Genomic DNA, 25,663 nt, shown 5'->3' with positions numbered 1-25,663 from the left:
GCTAATTCGTTTTGAGTTCTCACAGAAAGCACATACATTTGCATCGTTGTTTATGCAATTATTGTTTAAGTAAACAAGTACAAAAAAACAGACTACTTCAATAAACAAATTACATAAGAACCGGGTTATTAAATATAGAAGTATCACCTTATTAATATGCAAGATGCGATGAAAAAAGTATTTCTTCTGACAATTCTGCTAAGTCTCACTTTCATAGGAAAAGCGCAGAACTTTCTAAGTCTGGATAGTTGCCGCGCATTAGCTCTTGCCAACAACAAAGATTTGTTGATAAGCAATGAGAAGATAAATGCTGCTCATTATCAACGGAAAGCTGCATTTACGAATTATCTTCCCAATTTCTCGGCAACCGGAGCTTACATGAGAAACCAGAAAGAGTTTTCATTATTAAACAACGACCAGAAAGCTGCGCTTTCAGGACTAGGAACTAATCTGGCAGGCCCTATCCAACAGGCTGCAACCGAGATTGCAACAGCACATCCTGAATTAAAACCACTTATTGCTTCCTTAAGCGGAAAACTAGGAGCGGCTCTGCCTGCTCTCGACCAAGCGGGAAACTCTTTAGTGGATGCGCTCCGCACAGACACCAGGAATGTCTATGCAGGTGCTCTTACATTGACACAGCCTTTATATATGGGTGGAAAAATCCGGGCGTACAACAAAATAACAAAGTATGCCGAAGAGTTGGCTCAAGAACAACACCACGGTGGCATGCAGGAAGTAATCATGAGTACAGACCAGGCTTATTGGCAAGTTATTTCGCTGGTTAATAAGAAGAAGTTGGCGGAAGGTTATTTAAAGCTCTTGCAACAGCTGGACGGTGATGTGGAAAAAATGATTAATGAAGGAGTAGCCACCAAAGCGGATGGCTTGTCTGTACGCGTCAAGGTGAATGAAGCAGAAATGACACTCACCAAAGTGGAAGATGGATTGAGCCTTGCCCGAATGTTGCTGTGCCAACTATGCGGTATTGATCTTAGCTCCCCCATCACGCTAGCAGATGAAAATATGGAAGATATTCCATTACTGACAACAGACCCTCATTTCGATTTATCTACCGCTTATGAGAATCGTCCGGAAATACGTAGTCTCGAATTAGCGACACAGATTTATAAACAGAAAGTAAACGTAACCCGTGCCGAACATCTTCCTTCTATCGCATTGATGGGGAATTATATGGTAACCAACCCTTCTGTCTTCAACAGCTTTGAAAACAAATTCAAAGGCATGTGGAATGTGGGAGTGATGGTACAGATACCTATATGGCACTGGGGAGAAGGTATTTATAAAACGAGAGCGGCAAAAGCCGAAGCCCGCATTGCACAATACCAGCTTCAGGACGCACGCGAAAAAATAGAGTTGCAAGTCAATCAAGCCGCTTTCAAGGTAAAAGAAGCAGGTAAGAAACTGGTTATGTCTTCCAAAAACATGGAAAAAGCGGAAGAGAATCTGCGCTATGCAACGCTTGGTTTTAAAGAGGGAGTGATTGCCACAAGTAATGTTCTTGAAGCACAAACGGCATGGCTGTCCGCTCATTCAGAAAAGATTGACGCACAAATAGATGTGAAGTTAACAGAAATCTATCTGAAGAAATCTCTGGGAACACTGAAATAAATAAAAAGCAGAAAAATAAAGTAAAGAACCCAATCAGAAACAACCCAATCCCTAACCAACTCACAATCCATAAAACATAAATCATAAATCATAATTCATAAATCATATGGCACCTATAAAATCACAAAACAGCAATATGCTGCTTGCATTCCTTACTCTACTTGGAGTTATTGCAATCGTTGCAGTCGTTGGCTTCTTCATGCTTCGCAAAGGTCCTGAAATTATACAGGGACAGGCTGAAGTTACCGAGTATCGCGTTTCGAGCAAAGTTCCGGGACGTATATTGGAATTTCGCGTGAAAGAAGGACAAAGTGTCAATGCCGGAGATACGCTGGCTATTTTGGAAGCTCCTGACGTAGTGGCAAAAATGGAACAGGCACGTGCTGCCGAAGCTGCCGCACAGGCACAAAACGCAAAAGCAATCAAAGGCGCGCGTGAGGAACAAATCCAGGCAGCATACGAAATGTGGCAAAAAGCCCAAGCAGGCGTCACCATTGCCGAAAAATCATATCAACGTGTAAAGAACCTCTATGAGCAGGGAGTAATGCCTGCACAGAAATTGGATGAAGTCACTGCGCAACGGGATGCAAGCATTGCTACAGAGAAAGCAGCCAAAGCGCAATATACTATGGCAAAGAACGGAGCGGAACGTGAAGACAAGATGGCCGCGGAAGCTTTGGTAAACCGGGCAAAAGGTGCTGTTGCCGAAGTAGAATCGTACATAAAGGAGACTTATCTCATAGCTCCGGCTGCCGGAGAAGTTTCAGAGATTTTCCCGAAGGTAGGCGAATTGGTAGGTACTGGTGCTCCCATCATGAATATCGCTGAACTCAACGATATGTGGGTAACATTCAATGTACGCGAAGATTTGCTCAAGAACCTGACGATGGGGTCGGAGTTCGAAGCTATCATTCCTGCTCTGGATAATAAAAAGATCCAGCTCAAAGTATATTATCTGAAAGACTTAGGCACTTATGCTGCCTGGAAAGCAACCAAAACGACCGGACAATTTGATCTGAAAACATTCGAGGTGAAAGCTTCTCCGGTAGAGAAAGTGGAAAATCTCCGTCCGGGTATGTCTGTTATCATTGACAAGTAACCATGAAAGAGAGAGAAAAGAAATATATAGCTTTGTGGCAGGTTATGCAAAGAGAGTGCCGGCGATTGGTATCACGCCCGCTCTATCTCTTCTGTATGGTCATTGCCCCGCTGTTTTGTTATATATTCTTCACCACTTTAATGGATTCGGGGCTTCCCAAGGATCTTCCTGCGGGAGTGGTGGACATGGATGATTCGTCTACTTCCCGTAATATTGTCCGCAATCTGGATGCTTTTTCGCAGACAGGGGTTGTAGCTCATTACAGCAATGTAACAGATGCGCGTATTGCCATGCAGGAGGGAAAAATCTACGGGTTCTTCTATCTCCCCAAGGGTTTATCGGCAGAGGCACAAAGCCAACGGCAGCCAACGATCTCTTTCTATACCAATTACTCATACCTGATTGCAGGCTCTCTATTGTTCAGGGATATGAAAATGATGGGAGAACTCACCTCAGGAGCCGCTGCAAGGACCATGTTATATGCCAAAGGTGCAACAGAGGATCAGGCTATGGCATATCTGCAACCGATTGTTATCGATACACACCCACTGAATAATCCGTGGCTAAACTATTCGGTATACTTATGCAATACACTGATACCGGGAGTACTCATGCTATTAATATTTATGGTAACTGTCTATTCAATCGGTGTAGAAATCAAAGATCGTACGGCTCGCGAATGGTTACGAATGAGTAACAACTCCATTTATATTGCATTGGCCGGGAAGTTGCTTCCCCACACTGTAGTCTTTTTCATTATGGGTATATTCTATAATGTATACCTGTATGGATTCCTGCATTTTCCTTGCAACAGCGGTATATTTCCGATGATATTTGCCACGCTCTGTCTTGTACTGGCATCCCAATGTTGTGGTATTGTCATGATAGGAACCCTGCCGACTCTACGACTCGGATTAAGTTTTGCTTCCCTGTGGGGAGTCATATCGTTCTCCATTTCCGGATTTTCATTCCCGGTCATGGCTATGCATCCTGTTTTACAGGCTTTGAGCAATCTATTCCCGTTGCGGCACTATTTCCTTATTTACGTGGATCAGGCGCTCAACGGATATAGTATGGCTTACTCATGGACCAACTATATGGCACTATTAATATTCATGATGCTCCCCTTCTTCGTGGTTCACCGCCTGAAGGAAGCATTGGTTTACTATAAATATATACCCTAAATGAAAGATATAAAATTAAAAGATAAGATAGCTCAAGGCATCAATGACCTGTTTTATATCTGGAAACGGGAGTTTCAGACAACTTTCCGCGACCAGGGGGTACTGATATTCTTTATACTCGTCCCGTTAGGTTATCCGTTGCTATATAGTTTCATCTATGATAACGAAGTAGTGCGTGAAGTTCCTGCTGTTGTTGTTGACGATTCACATTCATCTCTTAGCCGCGAATATCTCCGCAAGGTAGATGCTACGCCCGATGTTAAAATCGTCTCCTACTGTGCCGATATGGAAGAGGCCAAACAAATGCTGAAAAACCGGCATGCATACGGCATCATTTATATCCCTTCGGATTTTAGTGACAATATTGCCAAAGGAAAACAGACACAAGTGAGCATCTATTGCGACATGAGCGGATTGTTGTATTATAAATCGATGCTTCTTGCCAACACAGCGGTTTCTCTGAATATGAATAAGGATATCAAGATTGCACGCAGTGGAAATACAACCGACCGGCAGGATGAAATCACCGCTTATCCGATCGAATATGAAGAAATCTCTATCTTCAACCCGACTACCGGATTCGCTGCTTTCCTAATTCCTGCAGTACTAGTATTAATTATCCAACAAACATTATTACTTGGTATCGGTCTCGCTGCGGGAACAGCTCGTGAAAATAACAGGTTTAAGGATCTCGTGCCTATTAACCGTCATTACAACGGAACGCTACGAATTGTATTAGGAAAAGGCTTGAGTTATTTCTTGGTCTATATATTGGTAGCTTTCTACGTACTTTATGTGGTCCCAAGATTATTTAGCCTCAACCAGATCGGACAACCCAGTTCATTAGTATTATTTGTTGTCCCCTACCTTGCGGCTTGTATTTTCTTTGCCATGACAGCTTCCATTGCTATCCGCAACCGGGAGACGTGTATGCTGATTTTTGTATTCACGTCAGTCCCCTTGTTATTTATTTCCGGAATCTCTTGGCCGGGAGCAGCTATTCCCCCGTTTTGGAAGTATGTATCTTACATCTTCCCCTCTACCTTTGGAATTAACGGCTTTGTAAAAATCAATAATATGGGAGCTACTCTTAGTGAAGTAGCTTTTGAATATAAAGCTTTATGGTTGCAAGCCGGCATTTATTTCCTTACCACCTGTTGGGTATACCGCTGGCAAATACTAATGAGCCGCAAACATGCAATAGAGCGATACAAAGAATTAAAAGAGAAAGAAAACTTATCCAAGCAGATAAGTGATTAATGAGTGAAAATTACAAGAGAGAGAGTTTACGGTGTATCCTTTCCATAGAGGGTATGCCGTTTTTTTTCGAATAAGAATATAAAAATCCCCCGTTCCAAGAGAGTATAGAACGAGGGATTTTAGAGATATTATAAAGAGAGTATAATAAGTTTAGAACTTGTAACCTACACCGATAGAGAAGTTCATGTTCTTCGGAGCGCCGTCACCATCAGCAATTTTAGTTAATCCAAATTCTCCAGATAAGTCAATAAAGAATTTATTAATTTCATAAGCAACGCCTACACCGAGACCAGCATCAAATCTCTTCCACCCATCATCTCCAAAAACATCATCCTTTTCATCAACTCCATCATATTTATATTTACCTGCAACACCAAATGCAAAATAAGGACCTGCTTTTACCACGATATTCTGATTATCAGCAATGGCAAATCTTGCTGCTGCCAATATCGGCAATTCTAAATACATTGGATTACACTTCACACCATCAGCTTTATAACCTTTAGAAGTAAACATCAAAGATGGTTGAACAGACCACATTTCCGTAAATGCATATTCTGCACCTACACCAACATTAAAACCAATCTTCATGTCTGTGTCTACATCACCTGTAAGATTACTCATATTCATACCTACTTTGGCATTCCAAGAAATCTGAGAATAAGAAACGATAGAAACAAGTGCAAATAGCACAAAAATCAAACCTTTTTTCATATCATTCATTTTTTAGTTGCCTTCCTCTTCCCTCTGGTTAGCATTGTTAGTTAATAGTTTTGTTTTAAGTGCGGGGAATTATTCGCAACCGGTTAAAGCATTGAAACGCACCCTTCCACATTTAACGTATATTTTGTAGCCGCAAATATATTTCATTTATTTTATATAAAAAAATCCTAGATACTCTCTTTTTTGCATAAATGTTATTAAAGTGTGACTATTTAGGCAAAAACAATGCTCATCCGGTCTGTTTTTATGCCTAAATATTTTCAGGATCATATCACAATTAAAATATTCTTGCAAGATTTATACATTTACAATTATTAACCGACTAACTATTGCGTATTTACGAAATATTCGTAGATTTGCGAAGTATTCGTAATTAAACAACATCTCCATGGAAAAGTTAACTATACAAGAAGAAGAAGTAATGATCTACATTTGGGAGTTACAATGCTGTTTCGTAAAAGACATTGTTGCAAAGTATACGCAACCGGCACCTCCTTATACCACAGTAGCATCTATCGTAAAGAACCTTGAGCGGAAAGGATATGTCACGCCGAAACGTGTGGGTAATACCTACCAATATACTCCCGCCATTCGTGAAAATGAATATAAACGTCATTTCATGAGCGGTGTAGTTCGTAACTACTTTGAGAACTCTTACAAAGAAATGGTTTCTTTCTTTGCCAAAGACCGGAAGATTTCGGCCGATGATCTCAAAGATATTATCGATCTTATTGAAAAAGGAAAAGAAGATTAATAGAAAACATTCATCATCATGACTCCGGAACTAGCTTATTTTCTAAAGATAAATGTAGCGATAGCACTGTTCTACGCATTCTATCGGTTGTTTTTTCACAAAGACACCTTCTTCCATTGGCGCAGAATGGCTTTGTTATGTTTCTTTGCCATCTCTTTGCTTTACCCTCTACTGAATATCCAGGGATGGATAAAAGCTCACGAACCGATGGTGGCAATGGCAGATCTTTATGCAACCATCCTGCTTCCGGAGCAAGTTGTGACTCCTACACAAGAGACTGTCATAAATTGGCAAGAGGTTATCATACAGTTCGCTAAAATTATTTATTGGAGCGGAATGTTATTACTTACCGCACGTTTCTTCGTACAACTGGGTAGCATCATCCGATTGCATTTCCAATGCTCAAAAAGCAATATACAAGGAGTACGCGTACATCTATTAAAAAAAGAAACAGGTCCTTTTTCTTTTTTCCACTGGATATTCATACACCCGCAATCACATACGGAATCTGAAATCAGTGAAATCATTACGCATGAAGAGACACATGCCCGTCAATACCATTCGGTGGATGTACTTTTCAGCGAAATAATGTGCATATTCTGCTGGTTCAACCCATTTATCTGGTTAATGAAACGAGAAGTCAGAGGAAACCTCGAATACATGGCAGACCATCGTGTATTAGAGACGGGACATGATAGTAAATCATACCAGTACCACTTATTGGGACTGGCACATCACAAGGCTGCAGCAAATTTATCAAATAGTTTCAATGTTTTACCACTCAAAAATCGTATTAAAATGATGAATAAACGAAGAACGAAAGAAATAGGAAGAACAAAATATCTGATGTTTCTTCCCTTGGCTGCCATCTTGATGATTGTCAGTAACATCGAAATGGTAGCACGTACTACTGAAAAATTTGCAAAAGAAATGATGGGACAAATAACGGAAGAAGTTGCCATGCAAGCTGAAACCACAAATATTCCCGAACTTTCTACAAGAGAAATTCAAAAAATCACTCTTCCGCAAGGTACAAAAGGAAAGGAAGTAACGGAAACACAAATCAAGAGTGTACCGGATTCAGTTGTCTTTCAGGTTGTAGAAGAAATGCCGGATTTTCCGGGAGGGATGAAGGCATTGATGGATTACTTGTCGAAGAATGTCAGATATCCGGCTGAAGCACATGAAAATGGCATACAAGGACGTGTAATTGTAAGCTTTACCGTTAAAAAGGACGGAAGTATAGCCAACACAAAAGTAGAACGAAGTGTCAATCCGTATCTCGACAAAGAAGCCATGCGTGTCATTGCTGCCATGCCTAAATGGCAACCTGGCAAACAAAGAGGGGAAGCAGTAAATGTAAGATTTACAGTTCCCGTTGCTTTCAGACTATCCGATCCAGAACCACCCAAGGCCGAAGAGATCAAACAGTCTGATCTGGACGAAGTAGTTGTAGTGGGATACGGTCCACAGGAAGATTCAACTCCCGGTGCAGTAGGTGTGAAAGGAGAAAACGCAGATCAGGCTTTCACTGTAGTAGAAACAATGCCCAAATTCCCGGAGGGACAAGCCGGGTTGATGCGTTATCTTGCTAGAAGTATCAAATATCCTGTCATTGCTCAAAAAAACAAAGAACAAGGCAGGGTAATCATACAAATGATTATCGGAACAGACGGTAGTTTGTCAAACGTAAAAGTATTACGTAGCGTATCTCCGTCACTGGATGCAGAAGCCATCCGTGTAGTGGGCAACATGCCTAAATGGGAACCGGGAATGCAAAAAGGACAGGCTGTTCCTGTTAAGTATACCCTCCCTATCACGTTCCGGTTACAATAAATAACTTCCCCGATACCGCTCCCTTTCCTCATCGGTGAGGAACGGGGCGTTCATCGGTGGGGGAACCTTCTCCTCCCCGGTGCCGGACATATCTTTCCCCGGTGCCGTAAAAAGTCATTTCTTTTTCAGCTTTTTGCAAGGATAGTTATAAAAAGATCCTTATATTTGTTCGTGTAATAAAACATTATTCACATGAAAAGATTCGCATGGATTATTGGTTTAATATTCTGCACAATCTGCACCATACAAGCCAAAGACAGAGTTATCGAGCGGCCTCCTTTTCTAGCATGGAGCTCCAATAGTATTGAGATTGATAAAATTGTCATGAGTGATACCGTGACAACAGTGTATATAAAGGCTTTTTATCGTCCGAAATACTGGATTAAAATAGCAACGGGCAGTTTTCTGAAAGATAATAACGGAATGCTTTATCCTATCCGAAAGGGAGTTGGAATCACATTGGATAAGGAATTCTGGATGCCGGAATCGGGAGAAGCGGAGTTTCAACTCTTATTTCCCCCAATACCTGAAAATGTAACCAGTCTGGATTTCTCGGAAGGGGACTTCGACGGGGCCTATAAGATATGGGGAATACAATTAGACAAAGATACATTCTATAAACAAAAACTTCCCAAAGAAGCAGTCGTACACAAAATAAACAAGAAAGCGATATTGCCTACTCCAAAGTTGGTTTATGGGACTGCTACACTCAAAGGGAAAATGCTGGACTATCAGAAAGAGATGATGCAACAAATGAAGATGCATATAGAAAGCCCTGCATTGAATGTCCACAACGAACAGAATATCATAAAGATCAAAGAAGACGGCACTTTTCAGGCGGAGGTCAAAATAACGTCCGTTACAAGTGTATCATTAGAACTTCCTTTTGGCTGGATCGAGTGTCTGATAGCTCCCAACGAAGAGACATCGCTCATCATCAATACAAAGGAACTATGCCGTAGACAGGCGCATCTGCAAAAAAAGGATAAAACGTATGGAGAACCTGTATACTTTAATGGTTATCTGGCTAGTCTGCAACAAGAATTAGCTTCCGTAGATATAGATATTGTGTTGAAAAGAGTTTATTACATGGATATGTATAACGACATTGCCGGGAAAAGCGCAGATGAATACAAGGCTTATGTATTGGAGCGTCTTCCATCCATTCGAAAAGAAATTGCACAATCCCCATACAGCAATGCGTGTAAAGAGCTATTAAATATTCAGGTAGATCTGGCAGCGACTGGTAAAATCGCCATGACGGAGAGAGAACTAAAATCAGCATATATCGCTGTTAATAAACTGAATAAAGAACAGACTGACGACTATTTCTACAATACCCGCATTGATATTCCTACAGAATACTATGACACATTGAAAGAGTTCACTTCTATCAACACTCTGAAAGCGCTATACGGTAAATATTACGCATCAACAATATACTTGATAAGTTTTCTGCCAAATTCTTTAGATGTACTTAAAGAGACACTGGGAACGGGACAGGGACCCTTATTCGATAACATTAAATTTAATAAGCTGTATCAATCCATAAAGGATTTTACCCCGTTAACAACAGAGCAGAATGCCGAACTAAAAACTTTTTCTTCCCCGGCATACGCAGAGATGCTTACTCAAACGAACAAAGAAATAATAAAGAAAATAGAATTAAACAAAAGAAAGACAGGCTTCACTGTAAACGAGACGGGACAAGTCTCCAATGAGGACTTATTCCCATCCATTATCTCTAAATTCCGTGGACACACGTTGTTAGTCGATTTTTGGGCAACTTGGTGTGGCCCTTGTCGCACAGCCAATAAAGCCATTACTCCAATGAAAGAGGAATTAAAAGACAAGGATATTATCTACCTCTACATCACAGGCGAAACTTCACCCAAAGCCACCTGGGAAAATATGATTACCGACATTCATGGTGAGCATTTCCGTGTGACAAATGAACAATGGAGTTTTCTGATGTCCAGCTTCAATATCCGGGGAGTTCCCACTTATTTTATTGTTGATCCGGAGGGTAATATCACCTTCAAACAAACTGGATTTCCCGGAGTAGACACCATGAAAAAAGAGCTTATGAAAGCTTTGAACAAGTAATTCGAACGTTAAAAAGATAGTGACGGTATATGATAATGATACCGTCACTATCTTATAGAGGAAAATCCGCCAACAACAATTGCTACATAAGTATGTCATCATAATTAGTTTATATAATATATTTAGGCACGGATTACGCGGATTATAATATAAGATTATTTTGCAAGAATACGTAATCCTAAAAATCAATAAATAAACGAGCCTCCATAGTCTTTGAAAAGACTACAGAGGCTCGTTTTATATCCTATGGATAACTTACTGCAAAGCTATCCAACTCCAGATTCCACTTATTTATGCATTTCCACGATTTGAGTCGGCGCCATCTCTACATTCCGTCGATCTACTTGGCGAACGACACTGGCAGCCAGGGATAAGAAAGCACGTCCGGTTACGGAATCTTCATCCAACGCAACAGGTGTACCATTATCCCCCCCTTCGCAAATGCTTTGTACGATAGGTATCTGTCCCAACAAAGGAACATTCATCTCTTCAGCCAGTTTCTTTGCGCCTTCTTTTCCGAAGATATAGTATTTATTTTCGGGAAGTTCGGCAGGAGTAAACCAAGCCATATTTTCAACCAAACCAAGGATAGGTACATTTACCTTATCATTGGTAAACATATTGATTCCCTTACGGGCATCTGCCAAAGCCACTGCCTGCGGAGTGCTGACAACAATCGCCCCTGTCATGGCCAGCGTTTGAACAACTGTCAAATGAATATCACTGGTTCCGGGAGGAAGGTCTATCAGAAAATAATCCAACTCTCCCCAAGCTGCATCAGCAATCAACTGTTTCAACGCATTACTAGCCATTCCACCACGCCACAAAGTTGCCTGATCCGGATCGACAAAGAAGCCGATAGATAATAATTTCACTCCATATTTTTCTACCGGAATAATCATGTCACGACCGTCGATACGTTCAGCATAAGGGCGTGCATCTTCCACCTGAAACATCTTCGGCATAGAAGGACCAAAAATATCAGCATCAAGCAAACCTACTTTATAACCTAATTTAGCCAAAGCAACAGCCAGATTCGCAGACACCGTAGACTTGCCTACTCCACCTTTACCGGAAGATATGCCGACTATATTCTTCACTTGCGGAAGGAGCTTGCCAACTTCCGGACGGGCAGCTTGTTTACTTTCCGCTGTGATCGTTACCTGCACATCAGGAGAGACATACGTATGGATAGCTGTTTCCGCAGCCTTCAACATTGATTTCATAAACGGATCAGTCGGTTTCTCAAAGATCAATGAGAAGCTGACAGTCATGCCATCAATACGGAGATTATCGGCAACCATCTCCGCTTCCACCAGATTCTTTCCCGTACCGGGATAACGCACCGTTGCCAATGCATCTAATATCAATTTAGGATAGAGAGTCATTTTATTTACTATTTGACGATTTACTATTTACAATTTAAAATCACCATTCGATTAAGTGTCAGTTCACTTTAAGGGCGATTGTTACTGCACAAAACTATTTACTTGTACTTAATCCGCTACGTTTGCTACGATTGTAACTACGATAAGGATCAAGTTCTATTTCTACATCCGGTTCTTGCAATTGACCTTCCTGCGGAAGCCGGAATTTGATATACTTAATAGCTAAACCACGATCGAGCCATTGTTGTTCATAATAAGTCTTGATACCGAGAATATCATCTACCAAATCGGAATGATATAAATCTTCGGTCATAAACTCAACGGGAAGACGGTTCGCTTCAATCATGTATTTTGTATAGGTAAACATGAAGTTGCTGTCCGTTTTCAGGTGGATAATGCCATTCGGCTGCAAGAATTTACGGTACCGTTCCATAAAATAGGTGGAAGTCAATCGCTTGGTTGCTTTCTTCATTTGCGGATCAGAGAAGGTAAGCCATATTTCACTTACTTCGCCTTCGGCAAAAAAACGTTCAATGATTTCAATATTGGTACGCAGGAAAGCGACATTCTTCATTCCGGCCTGTAATGATTCCGTTGCTCCCGTCCACATACGGGCACCTTTTATATCAACTGCTATAAAGTTCTTTTCGGGAAACATTTTACCCAAGCCGACGGTGTACTCACCACGTCCGCAGCCTAGTTCGAGCACAATCGGATGATCGTTTTTAAAAAACTCCTTATGCCATTTCCCCTTCATGTCAAAAGGCACGTTATCTACTGCCGAATAAGGATATTCGAACACGTGTGGATAACTCGCCATATCGGCAAACTTTTCTAATTTATTCTTTCCCATATCAATCCTGATTAGGTCGCAAAGGTACTGATTTTGACGCAACCGACAAAAAGAAATGGAGCACAGATTTCTCTATGCTCCATTCTTCTATAATATTGAATGATTCGTGTTATTAAATCTCAACATTCACCTCAACGTTTACTTCTACATTTCCACCTTGTTGTGCTTTCAAATCTTCATAGAAAGCAGCATGAGAAGCCTGCATATAAGGTTGCAAGAAGAAAAATCCGATACCGAAAGTAAAGAGGCAAAGGATAGCCCAACCGATGAAACTCAAATCAAGCATGAACAACTTCATCTTATTGCCATCCATCATAACCATGCTCTTTTCGATAGCTGCATTGTTTTTCATTTCGGGTTCTTCCTTCAGAATATACGGTGTCATCGCATACGAATAGTGTTTAATGATGCCCGGAATAATTAGTAGCAACGACCACAAGAAAGTATAAATAAACACTAAAACTACGGTTCCCATGATTCGGCTGTAGTCTTTGAATCCTTCAAACAAGATTCCCAAGTCAATGTCTTTTGCTCCTTTTATCACGCTAAACATGAGAATCGTGAATCCGTATGCCACCGGCAATCCTACAAGCAATGTTCCTACCAAAGGTAAATAACTTGTTGCACTGACAATAGCCGAATAAATCAAGGCAGCTACAGCCGCCATCACCCAATTTCCTTGAAGTGCCTCACGCGCCTGAGCACGCAGTTCTGAGTTTAGTTTTAACATAGTGAATAATATTAATTGATAAATGTGTTATTTCATAATATATCGTTATTCTACAATCGTCACCCAGCCATGTGTATCCGGCTCGTCGCCATACTGAATTCCACGCAGCTTATTGTACAATTTTGTACAGATAGGTCCCGGCTTACCGTCTTTAGAGATAACGTATGATTTTCCGTTTTCCAAATCATCGATACGCTGAATCGGGCTGATTACTGCGGCAGTACCACAAGCACCTGCTTCTTCAAATGTTTCCAGTTCTTCTTCCGGTATCGGACGGCGTTCCACCTTGATACCCATGTCTTCTGCCAACTGCATCAAACTTTTATTGGTAATAGAAGGCAGAATAGAAGTTGATTTCGGAGTGATATAAGTATTATCTTTAATACCGAAGAAATTGGCAGCACCACATTCATCGATATATTTCTTTTCTTTCGCATCAAGATAGAACTCGCAGGAATAACCCAGATCGTGTGCTTTCTTGTTAGCACGAAGGCTGGCTGCATAGTTGCCACCTACTTTATAAATACCTGTTCCATGAGGAGCGGCACGATCGAACTCACGAATGATAACGTACGGATTGGTAGAGAAACCACCTTTGAAATATGGACCTACCGGAGTTACGAACACAACAAACATATACTCTTCAGCAGGATGTACACCTACTTGGGCACTTGTTCCGATCAACAGCGGACGAATGTAAAGAGAAGCACCGGTTTCATAAGGAGGGATAAAACGTTCATTCAGTTTTACGACTTTCAAAATTGCTTCTTTAAACCGTTCTGTCGGAAGTTCTGCCATCAGAATTCCCTGACAAGTAGATTGCAGACGGGCAGCGTTTTCTTCCAAACGGAAAATACGTACTTTACCATCCTTTCCACGGAATGCTTTCAGCCCTTCAAAGGCTTCCTGACCATAGTGCAAACAGGTTGCCGCCATGTGCAAATTGAGGTGTTCGTCACTACTAACCTCTAATTCTCCCCATGCACCATTACGGAAGTTGATTCTCACATTGTAATCTGTCTTCATGTATCCGAATGACAGATTCGCCCAGTCTATTTCTTTCATATTGTTATGTATTAGTTTATTTTCTATTGCATTGAAACGCAAAAATAACTTTTATTCTTCAGATAGCCTCTTTTCTTGCAATAATTTTTCGACTTCCCGGTCGGCTTTTGTCAGTTTATCCTTGCAAAAAGCAATAATCTCATTGGCTTCTTTTATTTTCTCACTCAAAATGTCGATATCCAGTTCGTTATTATCTATCTGGCGAACGATCTTTTCGAGACGTTCCATTGCTTGGGAATATGTTTCTTTTTTTGCTGCCACGATGATTGATATTTAATGGTTAATGATGAATGTTCTTACAAATACACAGTCGACGGATAGTTACTTTTCCACCACAGATTGCACTTCTCCTTTCAGCAACCGGGTTGTCAAGCGATCTCCCGGTTTCAGCGAAGATGCGTCCGTCACCGCTTTCCCGTCTTTGATTGTAATACTGTATCCCCGGCTCAAGAGTTTATCCGGAGAGGCGTCTGCTATCCGCTGTTGCAAAAGTTCCAACCGGTGAGACTGACGGGCCAACAATGCTTTCGCCACTTGTGACAAATCCTTCTTTGCTGCCAGCAAAGAAAAACGAGCATCCGCAAGTTTGCGGTGAACAAGATTGGGAATACGGATTTGGAGCGCCTCCAATCTTCGTTGTTCCTGCTCAAGAAGCATATAAGCTCCCTGTTGAAGACGTACAGATAATTCTTCCAGATGCTCTGCTACTTCCGTTACCTGATGAATCAGAAGCTCGGCAGCAGCCGTAGGAGTCTTTACCCGGGTATGAGCCACAGAGTCAAGCACTGTATCATCGCGTTCATGACCAATACCGGTAATGATAGGTAATGGAAATTGCGCACATGCAGCTGCTAGTAGATAAGTATCAAAACCGGATAAATCAGAAGTAGCCCCACCGCCACGAATAATGACCACTACGTCAAATTCATTGATGCGGGCATTGATACGGTCTAAAGCCGCCAATACAGACTCTTCAACTTGATTGCCTTGCATTAAAGCCGGAAAAAGTTCTGTATAAAAATAGAATCCGCCCGGATTGTGCTGTAACTGATGGCAGAAATCTCCATATCCGGCTGCGGTAGCCGAAGAAATGACGGCAACACGTTGGGGAAGAACTGGCATTTCAAGTTCTTTATTCAACGTCAAGACTCCCTCCTCTTCCAACTGCAATAATATTTCCCGACGACGGCGAGCCATATCTCCCAACGTGTAAGCAGGATCAATATCAAGCACCGTCAAACTGTAACCGTATAACTCATGAAACTGAACAGTTACTTTCACCAGCACTTTAATACCGGAGGTAAACAGTTGTCCGGTACTTTCCTCAAAGTAGGGTTTCAGCAAGCGGTAGATATTATTCCAAATCATCCCCCGTGCTTTGGCTACGAGATTATTACTACGAGGATCTTTCTGCACAAATTCCAGATAACAATGCCCCGTCGTATTGGAACGGACATCGCTCAACTCTGCCTGTATCCAATATTCATCGGGCAGGCATTGCTCCAGACTACGGCGGACGAGTGAATTCAGTTCTAAAAGAGAAAGAGAATCCATAAAAAAGAACAGTTAACGTTGAGTTGATTGATATGCCTTCCACAAATCGGGAATACCATATCCATATATATTATCCGGGAAATCAGCTCTGTCACCTGACTGACGCACCAAATCAATAATCTGCTTTGCCGTCAGCTTCGGACAAGCCTGCCACAAGCAAGCTACCATACCGCACATAATCGGAGAAGCAAAAGAGGTTCCATTGGCGCGACGAAGATTTCCATCCGTTCCCATCACATCCGAATTTAAACCGACAGCCACTACGTCCGGTTTCACACGTCCGTCAGCTGTATTTCCTACAGAAGAAAACGGCGCCAATTCTCCTCTTTTTGTTACAGCTCCTACAGTTATGATATTCTCCGCATCTCCCGGAGGAGTAACCTTCTTCCACGAACCTGCACCCGAATTTCCGGCACTGCACACAACTATCATTCCTTTATCGGCAGCTTTCGCTGCTTCCCGGGACATCAATGCATAATGACCATTCAAGTCACGATATCTATAATTCTTCGCAGGATCATCAAATGAGTAGTAACCAAGCGATGTATTCACCAAATCCACTCCTACACTATCGGCAAACTCGATAGCTGCCGCCCAATAATCCTGCTCTACCAAATTTTCCGAATATTCGTCTTCACTACGCAGCAACCAATAAGAAGCTTCAGGAGCAGTGCCAATCATCACATGCGGCTGGTTCATAGCCATACAGGACAATACAGACATTCCATGACTGCTTTCTGCATAAATATCTGCCTCCGGATTCACAAAGTCACGCACACCGAGGATACGGATATTTTTCATGGCATCAATCTTATCCACATTATGGAAGCCGGCATCAATCACAGCAATGGTCATTCCCTGTCCCTTAAAACCTGCATCATGCAGGAGATCGACGCGGCTCATAGCCGCTTGCGTGATTGCAGGACCGTAAAGGCTATCGGTGCGCAACGGTTTATTTATCAATGAGTCTCTTTGAAATGCTCTTTGCGTGATACCTTTCCATACCCTTTCTGTAGAACGTACAAAAGGCAGTTGAGCTATTTCGCTGATTAAGGTACTGTCATTACAAGAAACAGTAACGAAATTATCCCATTTCCCGGTCACAAGTACATGAACACCAGTCTTTCGTATGGCATCTACATACGTCCTGCAAACCGGTAAATCGGTAGAATCAATGGGCAATCCCTGTTTTTTTCTCCGCTCAATAGATTTCTTAGACAAATACTTTTCCGGTTTCTGCAAAGAATAGTCCGTAGCCGCTTTGTCTTTCAGACTAATCCGGTATTTTAAGGTATCTCCCGGAGTAAATTGGGCAGATACCCCCAGATACATATTTAGAGCGAGAATCAATACTATAAACTTCTTCATAAGTTATCTTTCTATTTTAATCAATCATAATTCTTCATTTTCTATAATCACCAGCCCGATTCCTCTTTGGGAAGCGATGAAAGCTCCTCCCAGCACCCGTCTTCCATCATAAAACACAGCAGATTGTCCGGGAGCAATGGCCGAGGCCGTTTCGAGGAAACGTACCAACAAACGTCCGTCTTCCAATCTTTTCACCCGACAGGGAATCGGACGACTGCGATAACGAATCCGTACCGTCAAATTCTCACACCCGAACAGTTCCCGTTCATCCACAATCTTATCCTTCTCCGCCAACATGTATTCAGTTTCCAATTGGTCGGCATCTCCAAGCATCACTGTATTTTTCTGCGGATTGATTTTCAACACATAAGCAGGCTTTCCTAAAGCAATCTCCAGTCCTTTTCGTTGACCAATCGTATAATAAGGTGCTCCTTTATGTTTCCCCAGTTTTACTCCTTCAGAGTTGACAAACCATCCCGGTCCGATTTCACTATCCAGTTCGGGACACTGCTCACGAAGAAAATCACGATAATCTCCTTTAATAAAGCAGACTTCCATACTTTCTCCTTCTTTCGACTTTGCCTCATACCCTTTCTCCGCAAGATACTCACGGACCTTTACCTTCGTATAATCTCCCAACGGGAAAATGCAACGTTTCAGCACATCCTGCCCCAATCTCCAGAGAAAATACGACTGGTCTTTCTTATCATCGTCTCCGGCTACTATATAAATGTTTCCGTTTTTCTCTTCCAATCGCGAATAATGTCCGGTAGCTACCCATGCACAATTCAACTTATCCGCCCACTCCGTCAGAACACGGAACTTAAACAACGGATTGCACATCACACACGGATTCGGTGTACGCCCCTGCTTATATTCATCTATGAAGTTTTTTACGATGGTCTCTTTAAAAGGAATACGCTCATCTGCCACATAATGTTCAATCCCCATTCGTTCAGCTAACTCCCTGGCGTCCTGCGGTTCATCTCCCCACACACGCATGGTAACTCCTACAATCTCATATCCTTGTTCTTGCAGCATCAAGCAAGTAGCGGTGCTGTCTATGCCACCGCTCATACCTACCAATACTCTCTTGTTTCGTTCTTCCATTCGAATTTTGAAAATTTACATGGTTACAAATGTACGAGATTTCAAAGAGAAAAGTTGCTTTTCTGAAAGAAAATCCTTATATTTGAAATATACCAAAAGCGAGAACAATTATGGCTAACCCTAGATTACCGGGCATTTCCGAAAACGAAGAAGCCTTATTGTATGCCAAATTGAATGAGTACAACCGAGGCAGAGCCTCTTTTAAAGAGGCAGGAGTCTACTTGGTGGTGTTGCCCCGACCGGGGAAACCAAACTATTCCCTTTGGCTGTACTCTCCCCTGCCCGAAAAGCAATCTATTCTTTATATACATGACCTGTCACCGGACATTAACGAATCCCTCCGAATAGCCAGTACGATGTTTTACTATTCAAGGCGTTGCCTTATTCTCATGGATTACAATGAGAAAAGAATGCAGAGTAACGGTGACGACCTTATCTTTTTCGGAAAATACCGGGGACATTTTCTTCATGAAATTTTGAAGATAGATCCTGCCTATTTAAGTTGGGTAGCTTACAAGTTCACCCCAAAAATACCTAAACAGGAACGCTTCGTCCAAATAGCACAGGCTTATCATTCCATACATTTGGATATCATGATCAGAAAGTCGAGAGAGAAACGTTCATCAAGCCGCTATTTGGGAGAATTAGGGGAAAAACTGACTGACTTAAAATTAAAAGTCACACGCGTACGACTGGAAGACGATCCATACAAAACAAGAGTGAACGGCACTACCCCACAGTTTTTTGTCAAGCAGATACTAACTTTAACCGATGCCAGTGGAAACCTGGTTATTATAAGTATTCCATCAAAAAATCCCAGTGCGGTTTCATGCACTCTATCAGGGATAGAACATGAATACCGACTGGGAGATATTATCTACATTGCATCGGCGAAAGTATCACGCCAATACGAAAGCTATGGTTCAAAGTACACGCGCCTTAGCCATGTGAAGTTCGCAAGCCTCAACGTTTAGTCCAATCGTCCTTGACAAAACTTGCCGGATAAGAAATTTTATCCACCACTCCGTCTTTCTGACGAATCCAGGACGTAAATGTACGAGCCCCCTCATCTAATACGATGATACGGGCCCCGTTAGGCAAATGATTATATTCCGTATTTCCACCGGTGAAGCGTCCATAAGCCAGAAGAATACCTTTCCACATCACTGCATAATCATTATCATGATCGTGTCCTACAAACATACCCATCACATCACCCGCTTCTTTCATTGCCGCAAACATTCCCGTATTCAATTTAGGTGCACAAGCTTCCTCCATACGAGTTCCGCGAAGAATCGCATTTTCTGAACGGGCAGCTTCATTGTATTCAGGAAGAGGAATATGGAAAAAGGCAAGAGCCGGCAAAGGCAGTCCACCATTTTGCGCTTTATAAGCTGCACTCTGCTGGCGATACCAATTTATCTGATCGAATGTAAGCCATGCATATCCCTTCACATCTTTCAAAGGAGAATAGGAATGAGAATCCATGCAATAAAGCAAAGCTGCATTCTTCTTAACATTAGAAGACGATTTCACGGTTAATACATAGTCCGGCGATAAGACTGTTCCCCGGTCAGGCAATAAATTTCCGGGAACTTTACGGATAATATCATATAACTGTTCCCGTGTCATTCCCTGTTCATTGTCATGATTACCAAAAGTGACCACGAAAGGCAGTTTGCGTTTAACTACCGGTTCCAATACCTGCAACATTCCGGAATCTGCCGGAGCAGAATAAACAACATCGCCGGTAAAAATCACCAAATCCGGGCGTTCATCATCAAGCACCTGATTTATGCGTTCCAAAGCGATATCAGAAGCCCGGTTGCCGTATTTAAAATGCACATCGGTAAATTGCACAATTTTGAATTTACCATCTTTACTAAATTTCAGTTCACTCTTTTGAGCCATACCAAAAGTTGTTACCAACAAAAAGACAAGTGTTAAGTAAATTTTTAAGAGCCGAATCATATTTATTTGTTTTAGGGGTTAAGAAATCTTCTCTATCAATACGGTAGCATAGGCTGATATACCTTCTTCACGACCCGTAAAACCGAGTTTCTCGGTAGTAGTCGCCTTAATGGAAATATCATCCGCATCAATTCCCATGACAGTTGCCATCGTCTCTTGCATCAAAGGAATATGTGCCTTTAACTTCGGGCGTTCGGCACAAATGGTTGCATCGATATTACCCACTTTATATCCTTTGGTAGCAATCAATTCCACTGTTTTCTTCAGCAGTATTTTGCTATCTATGTTTTTAAATTCTCCAGCCGTATCGGGAAAGTGATAGCCGATATCACGCATATTCGCTGCCCCTAACAAAGCATCGCAAACCGCATGCAACAATACATCAGCATCCGAATGTCCCAACAATCCTTTGGTATGTTCCAAAAGAATACCGCCCAGCCACAATTCACGCCCTTCGACCAGCTGATGTACGTCGAAGCCAAAGCCTACTCTTATCTTCATATTTTGTATAACAAATGAGTACTAATGAATAAAAAAGATCAACGGATATAGAAATCCAGCAGTTTTTCCTCTTCCAGATAACCTTGCAAACGCTGTCCGATACTAACAGGACCTACACCGACAGGAGTCCCCGTAAAGAGTAGATCACCGATTTTCAACGTTACAAACTGACTGACATAAGCGATAATATCATCTATCTTGAAAAGCATATCTGCTGTACAGCCACGCTGTACTTCTTTACCGTCGATCAACAGATTGAAGTTCAAATTTTGAATATCTTTATAATGCTCTACCGGAACAAAAGTCCCAATAGCAGCCGATGAGTCAAAACCTTTACAAAGCTCCCAGGGATTCCGCTGTTCACGGAACTTTCGTTGAAGGTCACGGGCTGTAAAGTCGATACCGACTGTCACAGCATCATAATAGCGGTTAGCAAAACGGGGAGCGATATTTTTCCCCAATCGGTTGATACGGACTACTAATTCCGTTTCATAATGTATCTCGTTGGAAAAGTCGGGGATGAAAAACGGTTTGCCATCTTTCAGAATAGCAGAATCAGGCTTCATAAAAATCACCGGCTCCGTATTTACTTGTGTATGTCCCAGTTCTTTGTTATGCTGGGCGTAGTTCATGCCTACTGCAATAATCTTCATTATTTCTCGTTAAAATTCAATCGGTTAAACATAACAGCCAAATGAGCATATAAAGACGTATTCTGCACCACAATATTCTCGGGTACACGGATTCGGAAAGGAGTAAAGTTCCATACGGCTTTTATACCTCCGTCTACCATCTTATCTGTAATTTCCTGAGCAATATTAATAGGCACGGTCAACACACCGATATTTACATCGTATTCTTTCATCTTTGCCTCAAAATCATCAGAGTGAAAAATAGGAATACCATTCAGGTCTTTTCCCACCAATTCCGGATTCACATCAAAAGCTGCCACAATCTCCAGCCCGAAATGATGCAAACCTGAATCCCGAAGCAAAGCAGCCCCCAGGCTACCTACACCAAACAAGAAGGCTTTGTGCATATTGGTAAATCCAAGAAAACTCTCCAACACTTCAATCAGCGCATCAATGTTATACCCTACTCTCGTGCGCCCGGAGATATTGACGTAGGATAAATCCTTGGCGATTTGAGAAGCGTCAATATTTATTTCCTTAGAGATTTGTGTAGAAGAGACGTACTGCTCTCCTTTTTCTTTCATTAGTTTTATATTGGACAGATACCAGGGAAGTCTGCGCAAGGTAGGCTCCGGCACTTTATCCGCCTCTTTTCGTATAGATGTGCTCATTCTTCTTACTAAATTTGGTATTTTGCAAAAGTACAATCTTTTTTGAGACTGACAACCCTATAACAGAAAACCTTAATAGAGATTAAACAAAACAATGAAAAGAGGTTCAAATTTTGCTCTTTTCCATAAGTTTAATACTTTTGAAAAGGATTAAAAATGACGAGTATGAAAAATAATGATTGGAAAGATAGATTAAACGTAGTGTATTCCACGAATCCGGACTTCGGCTATGAAATGGATAACGATGAAGAGCAAGTTACTCTCGACAAAAACAAACAAAACCTGCGAGTTTCCATTGACAAAAAGAACCGGGGCGGTAAAGTGGTCACATTAATTACCGGATTTATAGGTACGGAAAACGACTTGAAAGAGCTGGGTAAGCTACTGAAAAGCAAATGCGGAGTAGGCGGATCGGCTAAAGACGGAGAGATTATGGTACAAGGAGATTTCAAAACCAAAATCATAGAGCTGCTCATTAAAGAAGGATACTCTAAAACAAAAGGTATAGGAGGTTAAACTAAATAGCATTTTGTAACTAGAAATTTTAAAGATATGAGAAAAGTAACATTATTCTTTGCAGCAGCGTTATTCTCACTGTTGTCATTTGCACAAGACAACAATGCTGATATCGTCAAGGTAGGCGATAGTATGCCTGCTTTCACCCTTCATTCAACAGTGAACGGTACTGTAAGCTCCGAGGACCTGAAAGGGAAAGTTGTATTAATCAATATTTTCGCTACTTGGTGTGGTCCTTGCCAAAGCGAACTGGCTGAAGTTCAAAAAACACTCTGGCCTAAATATAAGGACAACAAAGATTTCTGCATGTTAGTAATCGGACGCGAACATACCGACGATCAATTAACGGAATACAACAAGCGCAAAGGGTTTACATTTCCTCTCTACCCGGACCCGAAACGGGAAGTCACAGGTAAGTTTGCCAGTCAATACATTCCCAGAAGTTACTTAATCGACAAAGAAGGGAAAGTGATATCCGCCACTGTCGGTTATAAAAAAGAAGAAATGGACAAGCTGATGAAGGAAATAGACAAAGCATTGAAATAACCCTCCCCAAGAATGTGCCTCATGTTATACATAGCAGTTTCTTGAGGAAAAGAATGATAAGATCAAATCAAAAGAAAAGGCAACTAGCTCGTTATGAATTAGTTGCCTTTCTTGTATCTTCAAATAGAGAGTCTTAATGAATACCTCTATTAAGTTAACGTGTTCCGTTTTTAAGGACACATCATAGAATTTGAATCTGATTGATTATTCAGCTTTCAAAGTGAAACGCTTGAAATCAACAATCTTCAGTTCAGGGTCAGCAGCAGCCAACACTTCTCTTACAGTTTTCTTACCGTCCATGATATCTTCCTGGTTCAATAAGCAAACTTCTTTCAAGAACTTGCCCAGACGACCTTTCGCAATGTTCTGAATCATTTGTTCAGGCAAGTGTGCAGCCTTCTCTGCAGAAACAGTAGCAATAATTTCTTTTGCTTTAGCTACATCTTCAGCTGTAATCCATCCTTTAGCCATGTTGCTATCCATGTGTTCTTCGCTGTCCACATGAGCCGGGTTGATGTTAGCTTTCTTCAGAGCAGCCTCTACAGCTTTCTGTACCTGTTCTGCTTTTGTCTTCTCAATAGCAACTTCAATTTCTTTCTGTTTTACTTCTTCAGAAACGCCATCTTCATCAATAGCAATCGGGTTCATGGCAGCAATCTGCATAGCTATTTGCTTAGCCAACTGCTCGTTCACTTCCTTGTTGAAAGCAACAATCGTGCAAAGACCATTTCTGTTCATGTGATTATAAACAGCAGTGCATACACCTTCTACAGTCATGTAACCATCCAGTTCCATTTTCTCACCTGTGATACCGCTACGGTCAGTCACTGCATCCTGTACAGTACCGTTACCCATCGGCAATGCTTTTACTTCGTCCAAAGTAGCGCATTTATTAGCCACAGCAAGATCAAGAATATCCTGAGTCAGTTTCACGAAATCAGCATTCTGAGCCACAAAGTCAGTTTCACACTTCAAAGCAACGATAACAGCACGGTCACCGGTAGTTTTAGCCAAAACGCAACCTTCAGAAGCTTCACGTTCTGAACGCTTAGCAGCAACAGCTTGTCCTTTCTTACGGATAATTTCCATTGCCTTGTCGAAATCGCCTTCAGCTTCAGTCAACGCGTTTTTGCAATCCATCATACCAGCTCCGGTCATTTTGCGCAGCTTGGTAATATCAGCCATACTTACAGCCATAATAATTTCCTTTATTTAAATGAATAATAATTTTCGAAACAAAAAAATGTGCCAATCTGCCAATCAAGATACAAGCGTATAAATATACTCTTGCACATTAGCAAATTGGCACATTTTATATATTAAGCCTCTTCGTCTTCCTTGATGAAAGCAGCAGCTTTAGCTGCGTTGATAGCTTCTTCGTCAGACTTGTCGAGTCTAGCTTTCACTGATTTCTTCTTGCCTTTGTTAGCAGGAGCTTCACCAGCAGCTTCCATATCGATCTTTTCAGCTTTTCTTTCTTCCAAACCTTCGATCATTGCAGCGCAGCAAGCATCCAAGATAACTTCTACTGATTTAGTAGCGTCATCGTTAGCAGGAATTACGAAATCAACGTTTGAAGGATCAGAGTTAGTATCAACGATACCAAATACAGGGATACCCAGACGGTTAGCTTCGCGAACTGCGATGTTTTCTTTCATTACGTCGATAACGAACAATGCAGACGGCAGACGAGTCAGGTCTGCGATAGATCCCAAAGTCTTGTCCAATTTTGCACGTTGACGAGAAATCTGAAGAACTTCTCTCTTAGAAAGGTTAGAGTAAGTACCATCGTTAGTCAATTTATCGATAGTAGCCATTTTCTTCACAGCCTTACGGATAGTCGGGAAGTTAGTCAACATACCACCCGGCCAGCGTTCGATTACATAAGGCATATTAACAGATTGAGCTTTCTCAGCTACAACTTGTTTAGCTTGTTTTTTAGTAGCAACAAAAAGAACTTTCTTGCCAGATTTGGCAATCTGTTTCAAAGCTTCAGCAGCTTCGTCTACTTTTGCAACTGTTTTGTGGAGGTCAATGATATGAATACCATTGCGTTCCATGAAAATATAAGGAGCCATTGCAGGGTTCCACTTTCTCTTAAGGTGTCCGAAGTGGCAACCAGCCTCCAATAATGTATCAAAATTTGTTCTTGACATCTTGTTTT

25 protein-coding genes are annotated in these 25,663 nt (G+C 41.5%); 10 read left to right on the top strand and 15 right to left on the bottom strand.

Features of this window, described 5'->3' with window-relative positions; all coding sequences use genetic code 11:
• The first annotated feature begins 168 nt into the window (after positions 1-168).
• The 4 genes from KQP79_RS02655 to KQP79_RS02640 all read left to right on the top strand — a co-directional run bounded on the left by KQP79_RS02655 (position 169) and on the right by KQP79_RS02640 (position 5,175).
• Positions 169-1,632 (top strand): TolC family protein, encoded by a 1,464-nt coding sequence (locus tag KQP79_RS02655; RefSeq protein WP_008776704.1) that lies wholly within the window; start codon positions 169-171, stop codon positions 1,630-1,632.
• Between the two features lie 106 nt (positions 1,633-1,738).
• Positions 1,739-2,731: an HlyD family secretion protein gene (locus tag KQP79_RS02650; protein ID WP_008776703.1), complete on the top strand. Its 993-nt coding sequence runs from the start codon at positions 1,739-1,741 to the stop codon at positions 2,729-2,731.
• 2 nt (positions 2,732-2,733) lie between these two features.
• On the top strand, positions 2,734-3,915 hold the full coding sequence (locus KQP79_RS02645; RefSeq protein WP_015532297.1) for an ABC transporter permease: 1,182 nt from the start codon (positions 2,734-2,736) through the stop codon (positions 3,913-3,915).
• The gene (locus KQP79_RS02640) at positions 3,916-5,175 is read left to right on the top strand and encodes an ABC transporter permease (RefSeq protein WP_234120508.1); all 1,260 of its coding nucleotides are present in this window, start codon (positions 3,916-3,918) and stop codon (positions 5,173-5,175) included.
• Positions 5,176-5,325: 150 nt separating this feature from the next.
• Here KQP79_RS02640 and KQP79_RS02635 read toward each other — a convergent pair whose 3' ends face one another.
• Positions 5,326-5,889 carry a porin family protein gene (locus KQP79_RS02635; RefSeq protein WP_004307830.1) on the bottom strand — a complete coding sequence of 188 codons (564 nt, stop codon included), beginning with the start codon at positions 5,887-5,889 and terminating at the stop codon, positions 5,326-5,328.
• Between the two features lie 397 nt (positions 5,890-6,286).
• On the opposite strand from KQP79_RS02635, the gene KQP79_RS02630 reads away from it, so the two are divergent.
• From KQP79_RS02630 to KQP79_RS02620, 3 genes are all read left to right on the top strand, one after another.
• Positions 6,287-6,652 (top strand): BlaI/MecI/CopY family transcriptional regulator, encoded by a 366-nt coding sequence (locus tag KQP79_RS02630; protein ID WP_004307829.1) that lies wholly within the window; start codon positions 6,287-6,289, stop codon positions 6,650-6,652.
• Between the two features lie 18 nt (positions 6,653-6,670).
• On the top strand, positions 6,671-8,488 hold the full coding sequence (locus KQP79_RS02625; RefSeq protein WP_015532295.1) for a M56 family metallopeptidase: 1,818 nt from the start codon (positions 6,671-6,673) through the stop codon (positions 8,486-8,488).
• 192 nt (positions 8,489-8,680) lie between these two features.
• On the top strand, positions 8,681-10,594 hold the full coding sequence (locus KQP79_RS02620; protein WP_015532294.1) for a TlpA family protein disulfide reductase: 1,914 nt from the start codon (positions 8,681-8,683) through the stop codon (positions 10,592-10,594).
• Positions 10,595-10,881: 287 nt separating this feature from the next.
• Here the strand turns inward: KQP79_RS02620 and KQP79_RS02615 are convergent, their stop codons facing one another.
• From KQP79_RS02615 to mnmA, 8 genes are all read right to left on the bottom strand, one after another.
• Positions 10,882-11,982, bottom strand: coding sequence for an Mrp/NBP35 family ATP-binding protein (locus KQP79_RS02615; protein WP_004309381.1), 1,101 nt, complete (start codon positions 11,980-11,982; stop codon positions 10,882-10,884).
• A 94-nt stretch (positions 11,983-12,076) separates the two neighbouring features.
• A complete protein-coding gene (gene trmB, locus KQP79_RS02610) occupies positions 12,077-12,835 on the bottom strand; it encodes a tRNA (guanosine(46)-N7)-methyltransferase TrmB (RefSeq protein ID WP_004309382.1) in 759 nt (252 codons plus the stop codon).
• 112 nt (positions 12,836-12,947) lie between these two features.
• A complete protein-coding gene (locus tag KQP79_RS02605; protein WP_004309383.1) occupies positions 12,948-13,565 on the bottom strand; it encodes a DUF975 family protein in 618 nt (205 codons plus the stop codon).
• Between the two features lie 45 nt (positions 13,566-13,610).
• A complete protein-coding gene (locus KQP79_RS02600) occupies positions 13,611-14,642 on the bottom strand; it encodes a branched-chain amino acid aminotransferase (RefSeq protein ID WP_255344217.1) in 1,032 nt (343 codons plus the stop codon).
• A 39-nt stretch (positions 14,643-14,681) separates the two neighbouring features.
• A complete protein-coding gene (gene xseB, locus KQP79_RS02595) occupies positions 14,682-14,891 on the bottom strand; it encodes an exodeoxyribonuclease VII small subunit (RefSeq protein ID WP_004314727.1) in 210 nt (69 codons plus the stop codon).
• 60 nt (positions 14,892-14,951) lie between these two features.
• Positions 14,952-16,184 (bottom strand): exodeoxyribonuclease VII large subunit, encoded by a 1,233-nt coding sequence (gene xseA / locus KQP79_RS02590; protein WP_004309386.1) that lies wholly within the window; start codon positions 16,182-16,184, stop codon positions 14,952-14,954.
• 12 nt (positions 16,185-16,196) lie between these two features.
• Positions 16,197-17,552, bottom strand: a complete 1,356-nt coding sequence (locus KQP79_RS02585; RefSeq protein WP_004309387.1) for a S8 family peptidase — start codon at positions 17,550-17,552, stop codon at positions 16,197-16,199.
• A 24-nt stretch (positions 17,553-17,576) separates the two neighbouring features.
• Positions 17,577-18,662 carry a tRNA 2-thiouridine(34) synthase MnmA gene (gene mnmA, locus KQP79_RS02580; protein ID WP_004309388.1) on the bottom strand — a complete coding sequence of 362 codons (1,086 nt, stop codon included), beginning with the start codon at positions 18,660-18,662 and terminating at the stop codon, positions 17,577-17,579.
• A gap of 110 nt (positions 18,663-18,772) precedes the next feature.
• Between mnmA and KQP79_RS02575 the strand changes: the two genes are divergently transcribed.
• Complete coding sequence (locus KQP79_RS02575) at positions 18,773-19,636, top strand: hypothetical protein (protein ID WP_004309389.1); 864 nt, start codon at positions 18,773-18,775, stop codon at positions 19,634-19,636.
• On the opposite strand, the gene KQP79_RS02570 is transcribed toward KQP79_RS02575, so the two are convergent.
• Genes KQP79_RS02570 through KQP79_RS02555 form a run of 4 tightly spaced genes read right to left on the bottom strand, consistent with a single transcriptional unit; the run spans position 19,626 to position 22,437 of the window.
• A complete protein-coding gene (locus tag KQP79_RS02570; protein WP_008641889.1) occupies positions 19,626-20,633 on the bottom strand; it encodes a metallophosphoesterase family protein in 1,008 nt (335 codons plus the stop codon). The two genes, KQP79_RS02575 and KQP79_RS02570, sit on opposite strands and share 11 nt — an antisense overlap.
• Before the next feature lie 18 nt (positions 20,634-20,651).
• On the bottom strand, positions 20,652-21,134 hold the full coding sequence (gene ispF / locus KQP79_RS02565; RefSeq protein WP_004308656.1) for a 2-C-methyl-D-erythritol 2,4-cyclodiphosphate synthase: 483 nt from the start codon (positions 21,132-21,134) through the stop codon (positions 20,652-20,654).
• Positions 21,135-21,172: 38 nt separating this feature from the next.
• Positions 21,173-21,787 (bottom strand): fumarylacetoacetate hydrolase family protein, encoded by a 615-nt coding sequence (locus KQP79_RS02560; protein WP_004308655.1) that lies wholly within the window; start codon positions 21,785-21,787, stop codon positions 21,173-21,175.
• A complete protein-coding gene (locus KQP79_RS02555) occupies positions 21,787-22,437 on the bottom strand; it encodes a redox-sensing transcriptional repressor Rex (protein WP_004297208.1) in 651 nt (216 codons plus the stop codon). The genes KQP79_RS02560 and KQP79_RS02555 overlap by 1 nt, the downstream gene beginning before the upstream one ends.
• 165 nt (positions 22,438-22,602) lie before the next feature.
• Between KQP79_RS02555 and KQP79_RS02550 the strand changes: the two genes are divergently transcribed.
• Together KQP79_RS02550 and KQP79_RS02545 are read left to right on the top strand one after the other, a co-directional pair.
• Positions 22,603-22,953, top strand: coding sequence for a translation initiation factor (locus KQP79_RS02550; RefSeq protein ID WP_008020449.1), 351 nt, complete (start codon positions 22,603-22,605; stop codon positions 22,951-22,953).
• Between the two features lie 36 nt (positions 22,954-22,989).
• The gene (locus tag KQP79_RS02545; protein ID WP_004308652.1) at positions 22,990-23,499 is read left to right on the top strand and encodes a TlpA family protein disulfide reductase; all 510 of its coding nucleotides are present in this window, start codon (positions 22,990-22,992) and stop codon (positions 23,497-23,499) included.
• A gap of 204 nt (positions 23,500-23,703) precedes the next feature.
• Here the strand turns inward: KQP79_RS02545 and tsf are convergent, their stop codons facing one another.
• Positions 23,704-24,696: a translation elongation factor Ts gene (gene tsf / locus KQP79_RS02540; protein WP_004297205.1), complete on the bottom strand. Its 993-nt coding sequence runs from the start codon at positions 24,694-24,696 to the stop codon at positions 23,704-23,706.
• A gap of 122 nt (positions 24,697-24,818) precedes the next feature.
• Positions 24,819-25,655, bottom strand: a complete 837-nt coding sequence (gene rpsB / locus KQP79_RS02535; RefSeq protein WP_004297204.1) for a 30S ribosomal protein S2 — start codon at positions 25,653-25,655, stop codon at positions 24,819-24,821.
• Positions 25,656-25,663: the final 8 nt, after the last annotated feature.

This window comes from Bacteroides sp. DH3716P (assembly GCF_025914115.1).
GTDB classification, from domain to species: domain Bacteria; phylum Bacteroidota; class Bacteroidia; order Bacteroidales; family Bacteroidaceae; genus Bacteroides; species Bacteroides ovatus.
The sequence above is the reverse complement of the archived record's forward strand: the minus strand, read 5'-3'. Positions and strand labels throughout refer to the sequence as shown.

Excerpts from the sequence above, each read along its gene's own strand:
- KQP79_RS02655 (WP_008776704.1), top strand. The coding sequence starts at position 169 with ATGAAAAAAGTATTTCTTCTGACAATTCTGCTAAGTCTCACTTTCATA.
- KQP79_RS02650 (WP_008776703.1), top strand. The coding sequence starts at position 1,739 with ATGGCACCTATAAAATCACAAAACAGCAATATGCTGCTTGCATTCCTT.
- KQP79_RS02645 (WP_015532297.1), top strand. The coding sequence starts at position 2,734 with ATGAAAGAGAGAGAAAAGAAATATATAGCTTTGTGGCAGGTTATGCAA.
- KQP79_RS02640 (WP_234120508.1), top strand. The coding sequence starts at position 3,916 with ATGAAAGATATAAAATTAAAAGATAAGATAGCTCAAGGCATCAATGAC.
- KQP79_RS02635 (WP_004307830.1), bottom strand. The coding sequence starts at position 5,889 with ATGAAAAAAGGTTTGATTTTTGTGCTATTTGCACTTGTTTCTATCGTT.
- KQP79_RS02630 (WP_004307829.1), top strand. The coding sequence starts at position 6,287 with ATGGAAAAGTTAACTATACAAGAAGAAGAAGTAATGATCTACATTTGG.
- KQP79_RS02625 (WP_015532295.1), top strand. The coding sequence starts at position 6,671 with ATGACTCCGGAACTAGCTTATTTTCTAAAGATAAATGTAGCGATAGCA.
- KQP79_RS02620 (WP_015532294.1), top strand. The coding sequence starts at position 8,681 with ATGAAAAGATTCGCATGGATTATTGGTTTAATATTCTGCACAATCTGC.
- KQP79_RS02615 (WP_004309381.1), bottom strand. The coding sequence starts at position 11,982 with ATGACTCTCTATCCTAAATTGATATTAGATGCATTGGCAACGGTGCGT.
- trmB (WP_004309382.1), bottom strand. The coding sequence starts at position 12,835 with ATGGGAAAGAATAAATTAGAAAAGTTTGCCGATATGGCGAGTTATCCA.
- KQP79_RS02605 (WP_004309383.1), bottom strand. The coding sequence starts at position 13,565 with ATGTTAAAACTAAACTCAGAACTGCGTGCTCAGGCGCGTGAGGCACTT.
- xseA (WP_004309386.1), bottom strand. The coding sequence starts at position 16,184 with ATGGATTCTCTTTCTCTTTTAGAACTGAATTCACTCGTCCGCCGTAGT.
- KQP79_RS02585 (WP_004309387.1), bottom strand. The coding sequence starts at position 17,552 with ATGAAGAAGTTTATAGTATTGATTCTCGCTCTAAATATGTATCTGGGG.
- mnmA (WP_004309388.1), bottom strand. The coding sequence starts at position 18,662 with ATGGAAGAACGAAACAAGAGAGTATTGGTAGGTATGAGCGGTGGCATA.
- KQP79_RS02575 (WP_004309389.1), top strand. The coding sequence starts at position 18,773 with ATGGCTAACCCTAGATTACCGGGCATTTCCGAAAACGAAGAAGCCTTA.
- KQP79_RS02570 (WP_008641889.1), bottom strand. The coding sequence starts at position 20,633 with ATGATTCGGCTCTTAAAAATTTACTTAACACTTGTCTTTTTGTTGGTA.
- ispF (WP_004308656.1), bottom strand. The coding sequence starts at position 21,134 with ATGAAGATAAGAGTAGGCTTTGGCTTCGACGTACATCAGCTGGTCGAA.
- KQP79_RS02560 (WP_004308655.1), bottom strand. The coding sequence starts at position 21,787 with ATGAAGATTATTGCAGTAGGCATGAACTACGCCCAGCATAACAAAGAA.
- KQP79_RS02555 (WP_004297208.1), bottom strand. The coding sequence starts at position 22,437 with ATGAGCACATCTATACGAAAAGAGGCGGATAAAGTGCCGGAGCCTACC.
- KQP79_RS02550 (WP_008020449.1), top strand. The coding sequence starts at position 22,603 with ATGAAAAATAATGATTGGAAAGATAGATTAAACGTAGTGTATTCCACG.
- KQP79_RS02545 (WP_004308652.1), top strand. The coding sequence starts at position 22,990 with ATGAGAAAAGTAACATTATTCTTTGCAGCAGCGTTATTCTCACTGTTG.
- tsf (WP_004297205.1), bottom strand. The coding sequence starts at position 24,696 with ATGGCTGTAAGTATGGCTGATATTACCAAGCTGCGCAAAATGACCGGA.
- rpsB (WP_004297204.1), bottom strand. The coding sequence starts at position 25,655 with ATGTCAAGAACAAATTTTGATACATTATTGGAGGCTGGTTGCCACTTC.